Genomic DNA, 9,854 nt, shown 5'->3' with positions numbered 1-9,854 from the left:
GAACAGGTCCGTGAAACGACTCCGCGCCGATGATAGTGCGGATTACCCGTGTGAAAGTAGGTCATCGCCAGGCTCTTATTGTGCAAAACCCCTCGACAGCGTGTGCTGCGAGGGGTTTTTGCTTTGGTGCTTCGGGTTTCCAAACGGTGCTGCTGGTGACAGCATGTCTCCAGCAGCACCCGCCCAAAAATACCCGTTGTTTTCCCGCTGCATCCCGGGTCACCGAGCATTCCTGCGCTCCGCCCCTTCTGCTATGTTCGATTCCCAAGTGCCCACATACAGCACGAAATCGTTTGCATCAAGCAGCAAGCAGTGAGCAATAGACAGGCCCTAGCCAAGGAAGCAGGGCCGGTTCCGGGATTCGAGGGGTTACATGACGGCCAAGATGTTTCGGCTGGTTTTTACTGGCGCCGCCAGCGCGCTGATGCTGGCAGGATGCGCATCCCATCCCCCTGATACCGCAGGGTTGTCCACCGCCGAAGCTGATTCGGCACGGGTTACCAGCGTCTCGGCGGTCGATTGTCAGGCTTTTGCCAAGCGCATGGCTGCGTACGTCGAGGCACAGCGCGCTACCGAGCAGCGCGCGCTGACTTCGGCCACGCCGGCTGATTCCCTTGCAGCGGCCAATTCCCGCGCTGCCGAAGCCGATGCAGGCGAAGATGGCGAAGAAGCTGACACCGCACCGCCCACCCTGGCCACGCTTCCACTGTTCTCGGTGTCGCAACGCGCAGGACAGCTGCCGGTCGGGTGGCAACCGTGGACCATCAACCGCAACAAGATTCCCACCCGCTATGCGATGGTCGAAGTCGACCAGCGCGTGGTCGTCCATGCACAGGCCGAGAGCTCGGCATCTGGTCTCTATGTACCGCTGCACGACCGCGATGCCGGCATGGTGCGCTGGAGCTGGAAGACCAGCGGGATCATCCGAAATGCCGACAACAGCCACGGTCCGCGCGAGGATTCGCCGCTGCGCCTGTTCGTCGCCTTCGATGGCGACAAGGGCAGCCTGCCGCTGAAAGACCAGTTGATGTACGAGATGGCGCGGCTCACCACCGGCCGCGAAATGCCCTACGCCACGCTGATGTACATCTGGGGCGGCAAGCGCGCCGAAGGCTCGATGGTCGCTAATCCGCATACCGACCGTGTGCGCATGATCGTGGTCGATAGCGGCACGAAGCATGCCAATGAGTGGCGATGCCACGAGCGCGACCTGCGCGCCGATTACCGCAAGGCGTTCGGCACCGATCCCGGCCGAGTGATTGCGGTCGGCATCATGACCGATACCGACAACACCAAGAGCAAGGCGGAATCCTGGTACGGGGATATCGCGCTGGACTGAAGGCAACGCGGCGGCGTCAGCCGCCGACCGGCTCGGCCATCGCCAGCACCGCGAACGAGGCCAGCCAGTGGGTCGAGACATACTCGCCCGCAACGGCATAGGGCAGCGATGCCTCGATATGGTCGGACCAGGCGCGCACGGCCAGCGGGCGCAGCGGTTCCGGCAACGCCGGTTCCAGCAGGCGCCAGCACCACGCGCGCGACAGGTTCAAGCCGTCGAGATGCGACGTCTTGGGATCGCTGCGATTGGCGACCTCCACCGGAGTCAGCCAGTTGGCCAGTTCCGCCGGGCCCGGCACGAACATTTTCCACCATTGACCGAACGCGCTGTCGTCCAAGACGGCATGCATCAATACGGCTTCAGTCATGCCGCCCGACAGGAATTCATCGCCGCCTGGCTCATAGCGCGCCGGATAGCTGCGGTCGTGCCCGAACCAACGATGCGCGCGCCGCACGATGGCGCGCCGCAAGGCCGTGTCCTGCGCCGCGCGCGCGTAGGCCAGCGCCATCACGCAGGCAAAGGCGCTGTTGAAGTGTGTGCCGGTGCGCACCGGGAAATCCGCCGCATCAAGAAACTCGGCCAATTGCCGCGACAGGTGCGAGGCAAGCGGTGCGCAGGCTTCGGCCCATGCCGCGGCGCGCGGATCCTGCTGCGCCAGCGCCAGTAACTCGGCCTGCAGCTTCAGCACCCAGCCCCAGCCATACGGACGTTCGAACGTCCGCGAACCCGGCCGATGGAAATAGTCCAGTTCGACCGCGATATGCTGCGGCCGCAGTTGCGCGTCGAGCGCATCGCGAAGTTCGTCCGCTTCATCCAGGTCAGGGTACAGCGCCAGCAGCCGCACCAGCAGCCAGTGCATGTGCACGCTCGAATGCCAGTCGTAGCTGCCGCAGAAGGCCGGGTGCCAGGTCGCCGGCTCGGCCACGTCGCCGGCGGCGCACATCATGTGATCCACCTTGTACGGATAGCGGCGCAGGATATTGTCCAGCGCCACGCGCGCAAAGCTGCGCGCCGTCCCCCGATCAAGCGCCGAGCGGCCCATGCAGATGCTCCCCCTGTCTTGCGCGAATGCGCTGTTATCGATTCTGCCTGCAGGCTGCGCCTTGAGTTCTTGTTGTTACGCGCGCGCCAGCCACTTCTCCACCAGCCGCACGAAGAAGGTCGAGCCCACCGGCAGCAATTCGTCGTTGAAATCGTAGCTGGGGTTATGCAGCATGCAGGGCCCCATGCCATGCCCGCTGTCGCGGTGTGCCCCGTCGCCGTTGCCGAGGAACAGGTAGCAGCCCGGCTTCTCCTGCAGCATGAAGGAGAAATCCTCGGCCCCCATGGTCGGCTCGATGTCGCTGTCGACATTGGCTTCGCCCACCAGTTCGGCGGCCACCGTGGCGGCGAAGCCGGTCTCGGCTTCGGTGTTGATCGTGGGCGGATAGTTGCGGTGAAATTCGTAGTCGACGGTACAGTCGAACGCGCTCGCGACGGCGCGGGACACTTCCTCCATGCGCCGCTCGATCAGGTCGAGCACGGGCACCGTGAACGTGCGCACCGTACCGCCGATCCAGGCTTCGTTCGGCACGATATTGGTTGCGTCGCCGGCATGGAACTGCGTGACCGATATCACCGCGGTATCGATCGGGCGCTTGTTGCGGGTGATGATCCCTTGCAGCGCCGAGACAATCTGCGCGGCGGTGAAGACCGGGTCGTTGCCATTGTGCGGCATGGCCGCATGCGCACCCTTGCCGCGCACGACAATGCGGAATTCATTGCTGGATGCCATCAGCGGACCTGCGCGCGTGCCGAAAGCGCCGACCGGCATGCCGGGCCAGTTGTGCACGCCGAACACCGCATCGCAGGGGAAACGCGAGAACAGCCCGTCCTTGATCATCTCGCGCGCGCCGCCGCCGCCTTCCTCGGCCGGCTGGAAAATCAGGTGCACAGTGCCATCGAAGGGCTTGTGCTGCGCCAGGTAGCGCGCCGCGCCGAGCAGCATCGCGGTATGGCCATCATGGCCACACGCATGCATCTTGCCCGCATGCTGCGATCGATGGCCGAAGGTGTTGGCCTCTTGCAGCGGCAGGGCGTCCATGTCGGCGCGCAGGCCGATGGTGCGCGCGCTGCTGCCGTTGCGGATCACTCCCACCAAGCCGGTGGTGCCGAGGCCGCGATGCACCTCGATGCCCCACGACTCAAGGTTGCGCGCAACCACGTCGGCGGTGCGCTATTCTTCGAAGCAGAGTTCCGGATGGGCGTGGATATCGCGGCGGATCGCGCGGATTTCGGCTTGCGCCTGCAGGATTTCGGGGATGAGCTTCATGATGCCGGAGTCTGGGCGTGGCGAGCCGGGTAGGCGTCGGATAACCGCGATCATACGATGCCTCTCGGAAAAGCGCCAAAATGCGCCGATTCGTGCCTCGTCCAGCGAATGGCGCGGTGCAATATGCCAAGCGGTGTGGGTTTCCCCGCATTGCCGTCATATGTCGACTGCTGGAACAGTTCATGCTTGAAGTGTCCGGCCGGCAAATTGCCGTTTTGCGTTGCATCACTGTGCCAGATTGCGCACCAATATGCAGCGCCCGTGCGCGACCTGCCGCGTGACCCGCGGCGCGCGCATTGCCGATCCTAAAACGTCTGCTTCACTTCCTACAGGGAGAATTGCGCGATGTCCCTTCGCACTTTCAAGAAGGCAATCGGTGTTGTCGCCGTGGCCGGGGCCCTTGGCCTGGCCTGGTCCGGCAGCGCCCAGGCCGCGGACCTCAAACTGGCCATGAGTTCGCCGCCGACCTCGATGGATCCGCATTTCTACAACCTGTTCTCCAATATCAACGTGTCGGAGCACATCTTCGACTCGCTGGTGAAGATGGACCCGGACAGCCGCATCATCCCGGGCCTGGCCGAGTCCTGGAAGCTGGTCAACAACCTGACCTGGGAATTCAAGATCCGCCAGGGCGTGAAGTTCCATGACGGTTCCGAGCTGACCACCGAGGACATCGTCTGGTCGCTGGACCGCCCGGCCACCATCCAGAACAGCCCGGGCAAGTTCGATGTCTACACCAAGGCGATCGTCAACAAGAAGGTGATCGACAAGTACACCATCCAGCTGACCACCAACAAGCCTTACCCGCTGATGCTGAACGACCTGACGTCGATCTTCATCGTGCAGAAGAAGGCCACGCAGGGACTGAGCTCGGACGACTTCGCCCAAGGCAAGGGCATGATCGGCACCGGTCCGTTCAAGTTCGTCAGCTACGCCCGCGACGACCGGGTCGAACTGGTGCGCAACGACAACTACTGGGGTGCCAAGCCGGCATGGGAAAAGGCTACGCTGCGCTTCATCCCGAACCCGGCCACGCGCCTTGCGGCGCTGCTGTCGGGCGACGTGCAGGCGATCGAGAACGTGCCGACGCCCGACCTGCCCAAGGTGCGGCAGGATCCCAAGCTGTCGTTCTTCTCGAAGATCTCGCACCGCGTGATCTACCTGTATTTCGATGCCAAGCGCGACAAGTCGCCCTATGTCACCACGAAGGAAGGCGCGCCGCTGGACAAGAACCCGCTGAAGGACGCGCGCGTGCGCAACGCCATCAGCATGGCGATCAACCGGCAGGGCATCAAGGACCGGCTGATGGAAGGCCTGTCGGAGCCGACCAACAACCTGGTGCCGCCCACGCTGTTTGGCTACAACCCCAACCTGAAGACGGTCAAGTACGACCCCGAAGGGGCCAAGAAGCTGCTGGCCCAGGCCGGCTACCCGAACGGCTTCGGTGTGACCCTGCACACGCCCAACAACCGCTACGTCAACGACGAGAAGATCGCGCAGACCATCGCGCAGAACCTGACCCGCATCGGCATCGCCACCAAGGTGGAAGGCATGCCGATGGCGACGTACTCGTCCAAGGGCATCAAGCACGAGTGGTCGTTCGGCCTGCTCGGGTGGGGCGCGCAGACCGGCGAGGTCAGCTCGCCGCTGCGCGCGCTGCTGGCATGCGAGGACAGCAAGAAGGGCTTCGGCACCACCAACTGGGGCGAGTACTGCAACCCCAATATGGACGTGGTGCTGGAACAGGCACTGTCTACCGTGAACGATGCCGAACGCTCCAAGATGCTGCAGGAAGCCACCGCGATCGCAATCAACGATGGCGGTATCATCCCGATCCACCAGCAGGTGACCACCTGGGCCACGCAGAAGGGCATCGTCTACGTGCCGCGTACCGACGAGCGCACCTACGCGCATAACTTCAAGCCCCAGTAAGCAGGCTGCCTGCTGCTGAGTTCGCGGTGCCGCGCATGGCTGCCGCGCCGCCTGGAAGCGCATCGCGCTCCCGGGCGGCGTGCGCATTCGCGCGCGAAAGGATAGTGGTCTGAATATGCTGGTTTTCATCATCCGGCGCCTGATGCAGAGCGTAGTGGTGCTCTTCGTCATGTCGCTGCTGGTTTTCCTCGGCGTCTTTGCCATCGGCAATCCCGTCGACATCCTGATCAACCCGCAGGCTGACCAGGAGGACATCAAGCGCACCATCGCGGCGCTTGGCCTGGACAAGCCGTTGTGGGAGCAGTACTGGGTGTTCCTGCAGAATGCGCTGCAAGGCAACCTCGGTACCTCGTTCGCGCACGGCACGCCGGCGCTCAAGCTGATCTTCGAACGCATGCCGGCCACCATGGAACTGGCCGTGTCCGCGATCCTGCTGGCGATCGTGCTTGGCATCCCGCTGGGGCTGTGGGCCGGGTTGCGGCCCAACGGCGTGGCGGGCAAGTCGATCATGACGGTGTCGATCCTCGGCTTCTCGCTGCCCACGTTCTGGGTCGGCCTGATGCTGATCATGGTGTTCGCGGTGCAGCTTGGCTGGCTGCCTTCCAACGGACGCGGCGAGACCGTGCGCGTGCTTGGTATCCCGCTCAGCTTCCTGACCGTTGACGGCATCCGCCACCTGGTGCTGCCGGCGGTGACGCTGTCGCTGCTGAATATCGCCATGGTGATCCGCCTTACGCGCGCCGGCACGCAGGAGGCGATGCTGCAGGACTACGTCAAGTTTGCGCGCGCCAAGGGCCTGTCCAATACGCGCATCGTCGGCGTGCATGTGCTGAAGAACATCCTGATTCCGATCGTCACGGTGATCGCGTTGCAGTTCGGCTCGATCATCGCGTTCGCGATCGTGACCGAATCGATCTTTGCCTGGCCCGGCATGGGCAAGCTGATCATCGACTCGATCCAGCTGCTGGACCGGCCGGTGATCGTCGCCTACCTGATGGTGATCGTGACGCTGTTTATCCTGATCAACCTGGCGGTGGACATCGTCTACAGCATGCTCGATCCGCGCGTGCGCATTGCCGACAACAAGGGCTGAGCCATGACTGCCGCAACCGTCGAACCGCAAGACAAGACGCCGCCGGGCGCACCGCCGGCCGCACCTTCGGCCGCGCGCGAACAGTCGCCGTGGCGCCGCTTTGCCACGGAGTTCTTTTCCAGCAAGATCGCGGTGGCTGGGCTGGCCACGCTGGTCACCATCATCCTGATCGCGATCCTTGCGCCATGGCTGGCGCCGCAAAACCCGTATGACCTGGCTACGCTCGACGTGCTCGACGCGCGCCTGGCGCCGGGCGAGAAGGCCGGCACCGGCATGACCTTCCTGCTCGGCTCGGACGAGCAGGGGCGCGACATCCTGTCGGCAGTGATGTACGGGCTGCGCATAAGCATCGGCGTAGGCGTGGTGAGCACCGTGATCGCGCTGTTGCTGGGCGCCACGCTGGGGCTGCTGGCCGGCTTCCTGGGCGGACGCACCGAGGCGTTCATCATGCGCGTGGCCGACCTGCAGCTGTCGTTCCCGCCGATCCTGCTGGCGCTGATCCTGCTCGCGTTCCTGCGCCCGGGGCTGGGCAATATCGTGATCGCACTGGTGGCGGTGCAGTGGGCCTACTACGCGCGCACCACGCGCAGCGCCGCGCTGGTGGAGCGCCGCAAGGAATATATCGAGGCGGCCACCTGCCTGGGCCTGCCGCCGCGCCGCATCATGTTCCGCCACCTGTTGCCCAACTGCCTGCCGCCGCTGATCGTGATCGCGGCGCTGCAGGTGGCGTCGGCGATCACGCTGGAGGCGACGCTGTCGTTCCTCGGGCTGGGCGTGCCGATCACGGAGCCGTCGCTGGGCTCGCTGATCTCCAACGGCCAGCAATACATGCTGTCGGGCAAGTACTGGATCAGCTTCTTTCCGGGCATCGCGCTGGTGGTCACCATCGTGGCGATGAACCTGGTCGCCGACCAGCTGCGCGACGTGCTCAACCCGCGCCTGCAGACGCAATAACCCGCGGGAGACCGACATGGCACAACCTACGCTGGTCGTAGAGAACCTGAAGACGCATTTCTACACGCGCGGCGGCATTGCCAAGGCTGTCGACGACGTGTCCTTTACCGTGGGCCGCGGCGAGATCATGGGGCTGGTGGGCGAGTCCGGTTCGGGCAAGTCGATGACCGGCTACTCGATCATGGGCCTGATCGACCCGCCCGGGAAGGTCGTCGACGGGCGCATCGCGCTGACCAGCCGCGACGGCATCACGCGCGACCTGCGCGCGCTGACGCCGGCGCAGCAGCGCGACGTGCGCGGCAACCGCATCGCGATGATTTTCCAGGATCCGATGATGACGCTGAACCCGGTCCTGCGCATCGACACGCAGATGATCGAGGCGGTGCTGGCGCACGAGAACGTGGGCAAGGCGGTGGCGCGCGAGCGTGCGCGCAATGCGCTGGCGCGGGTCGGCATCCCTTCGCCGGACGAGCGCCTGCTGGCCTATCCGCACCAGTTTTCGGGCGGCATGCGCCAGCGCGTGGCGATTGCGATCGCGCTGCTGAACAAGCCCGACCTGATCATCGCCGACGAGCCGACCACGGCGCTCGACGTCACCATCCAGGGCCAGATCCTGTACGAGATGCAGACGCTGTGCCGCGAATCCGGCACGGCGCTGATCTGGATCACGCACGACCTGTCGGTGGTGGCCGGGCTGGCCGACACCGTGTGCGTGATGTATGCCGGCAAGATTGTCGAAGCGGGCGATGTGCGCCAGGTGCTTGAGCATCCCGAGCATCCGTACACGCACGGCCTGATCGGTTCGGCGCCGTCGCGCAATCCGCGCGGCGCGCCGCTGCGGCAGATTCCGGGGATGACGCCATCGCTGCTGAACCTGCCGGGTGGCTGCTCGTTCCGCGAGCGCTGCCCGTACGCAACCGCCGCGTGCAAGACCGAGCCGCCGCTGGAGACCGCGGCTGACGGCCGCCGCCTGCGCTGCTTCCACCCGGTGCTGGCCAACCAGGAGGCGGCATGACCACGACTGAACTGCAATCCCGACCGATGGCAAACACTGCGGCCGACCCCGGTGAGACGCCCGCGGCGCCGCTGCTGGAGCTGCGCGGCGTGTCCAAGCGCTTCGTCAAGTCGCTCGACACCGCGGCGCGCATCGCCAACCTGTTCGGCGCCCATGCGCGCGAAGAGGTGGTGCATGCGGTCGACCGCGTCGACCTGAGCATCCGCACCGGCGAGGTGGTGGGGCTGGTGGGCGAATCCGGCTGCGGCAAGTCCACGCTGGGCCGCATGGCCGTGGGCCTGCACACGCTCACGGAAGGCGATCGGCTGTGGCGCGGCACCAACCTCGACCACCTGCCGCCCGACAAGCGCCGCGAGCGGCAGCTGGCGATCCAGATGATCTTCCAGGATCCGTACGCCTCGCTCAATCCGCGGCTGCGCGTGCTGGACATCGTCGGCGAGGCGCCGGTGGTGCACGGCATGGTCGACCGTGGCGGGCAGAAGGGCTATGTCGAGGACATGCTGGTGCGCGTCGGCATGGACCCGACCGTGCTGCGGCGCTTCCCGCACCAGTTCTCGGGCGGGCAGCGCGCTCGCATCGGCATTGCGCGGGCGCTGGCGGTGAAGCCGGAATTCCTGGTCTGCGATGAGTCGGTGGCGGCGCTCGACGTATCGATCCAGGCGCAGGTGCTGAACCTGTTCATGCGGCTGCGCGAAGAGCTGAACCTGACCTACCTGTTCATCAGCCACGACCTTGGCGTGGTCAAGCACATCAGCGACCGCGTGGTGATCATGTACCTGGGGCGGGTAGTCGAGTCGGCGCCGACCGAAGACGTCTTTGCCGCGCCGAACCATCCCTACACGCAGGCACTGCTGGCCGAAGCGCCGAAGCTGGAGGTCGGCAAGAAGACCTATGTGGCGATCAAGGGCGAGATTCCGTCACCGTTGAATCCGCCGTCGGGGTGCCATTTCCATCCGCGCTGTCCGTACGCGATGCCACGTTGCAAGGAGGAGCAGCCGGCGTTGAAGGAGATCGCGCCGATGCGGTTTTCGGCTTGCCATTTGAATGACATGAAATAGGCCGAGCGGTCCCGCCTTATTCCGCCTGTGGTGGTCAAGTTATTTCGGACAGGCGGATAGGTTCTTTCACTGTCGATTTCGCCTCGTGGGCAGTGGGCGACAGATACCCCAGGGTTGAGTGCAAGCGCACTGGGTTATAGAAGCCAACGATG

General features: G+C 64.8%; 7 protein-coding genes and 1 pseudogene. 6 read left to right on the top strand and 2 right to left on the bottom strand.

Annotated elements, in window-relative coordinates; genetic code table 11:
- The first annotated feature begins 373 nt into the window (after positions 1 to 373).
- Positions 374 to 1,339, top strand: a complete 966-nt coding sequence (locus VSR71_RS34660; RefSeq protein WP_342917877.1) for a DUF3047 domain-containing protein — start codon at positions 374 to 376, stop codon at positions 1,337 to 1,339.
- A 16-nt stretch (positions 1,340 to 1,355) separates the two neighbouring features.
- Here VSR71_RS34660 and VSR71_RS34655 read toward each other — a convergent pair whose 3' ends face one another.
- Complete coding sequence (locus VSR71_RS34655) at positions 1,356 to 2,381, bottom strand: DUF2891 domain-containing protein (RefSeq protein ID WP_342917876.1); 1,026 nt, start codon at positions 2,379 to 2,381, stop codon at positions 1,356 to 1,358.
- A gap of 75 nt (positions 2,382 to 2,456) precedes the next feature.
- Positions 2,457 to 3,650, bottom strand: a pseudogene (locus VSR71_RS34650) (M20 aminoacylase family protein).
- A 345-nt stretch (positions 3,651 to 3,995) separates the two neighbouring features.
- Between VSR71_RS34650 and VSR71_RS34645 the strand changes: the two are divergent.
- From VSR71_RS34645 to VSR71_RS34625, 5 genes are all read left to right on the top strand, one after another.
- Positions 3,996 to 5,582 (top strand): ABC transporter substrate-binding protein, encoded by a 1,587-nt coding sequence (locus VSR71_RS34645; RefSeq protein WP_342917875.1) that lies wholly within the window; start codon positions 3,996 to 3,998, stop codon positions 5,580 to 5,582.
- Positions 5,583 to 5,697: 115 nt separating this feature from the next.
- A complete protein-coding gene (locus VSR71_RS34640; RefSeq protein WP_342917874.1) occupies positions 5,698 to 6,675 on the top strand; it encodes an ABC transporter permease in 978 nt (325 codons plus the stop codon).
- Positions 6,676 to 6,678: 3 nt separating this feature from the next.
- Positions 6,679 to 7,629 carry an ABC transporter permease gene (locus VSR71_RS34635; protein WP_209761212.1) on the top strand — a complete coding sequence of 317 codons (951 nt, stop codon included), beginning with the start codon at positions 6,679 to 6,681 and terminating at the stop codon, positions 7,627 to 7,629.
- Between the two features lie 16 nt (positions 7,630 to 7,645).
- Complete coding sequence (locus VSR71_RS34630) at positions 7,646 to 8,644, top strand: ABC transporter ATP-binding protein (RefSeq protein WP_342917873.1); 999 nt, start codon at positions 7,646 to 7,648, stop codon at positions 8,642 to 8,644.
- The gene (locus VSR71_RS34625; RefSeq protein ID WP_342917872.1) at positions 8,641 to 9,702 is read left to right on the top strand and encodes an ABC transporter ATP-binding protein; all 1,062 of its coding nucleotides are present in this window, start codon (positions 8,641 to 8,643) and stop codon (positions 9,700 to 9,702) included. Before VSR71_RS34630 ends, VSR71_RS34625 begins: the two co-directional genes overlap by 4 nt.
- Positions 9,703 to 9,854 lie beyond the last annotated feature (152 nt).

It is taken from the genome of Cupriavidus oxalaticus (genome assembly GCF_038900635.1).
In the GTDB taxonomy this organism is placed as follows: domain Bacteria; phylum Pseudomonadota; class Gammaproteobacteria; order Burkholderiales; family Burkholderiaceae; genus Cupriavidus; species Cupriavidus oxalaticus_B.
This window is presented reverse-complemented; position numbering and strand designations above follow the sequence as displayed.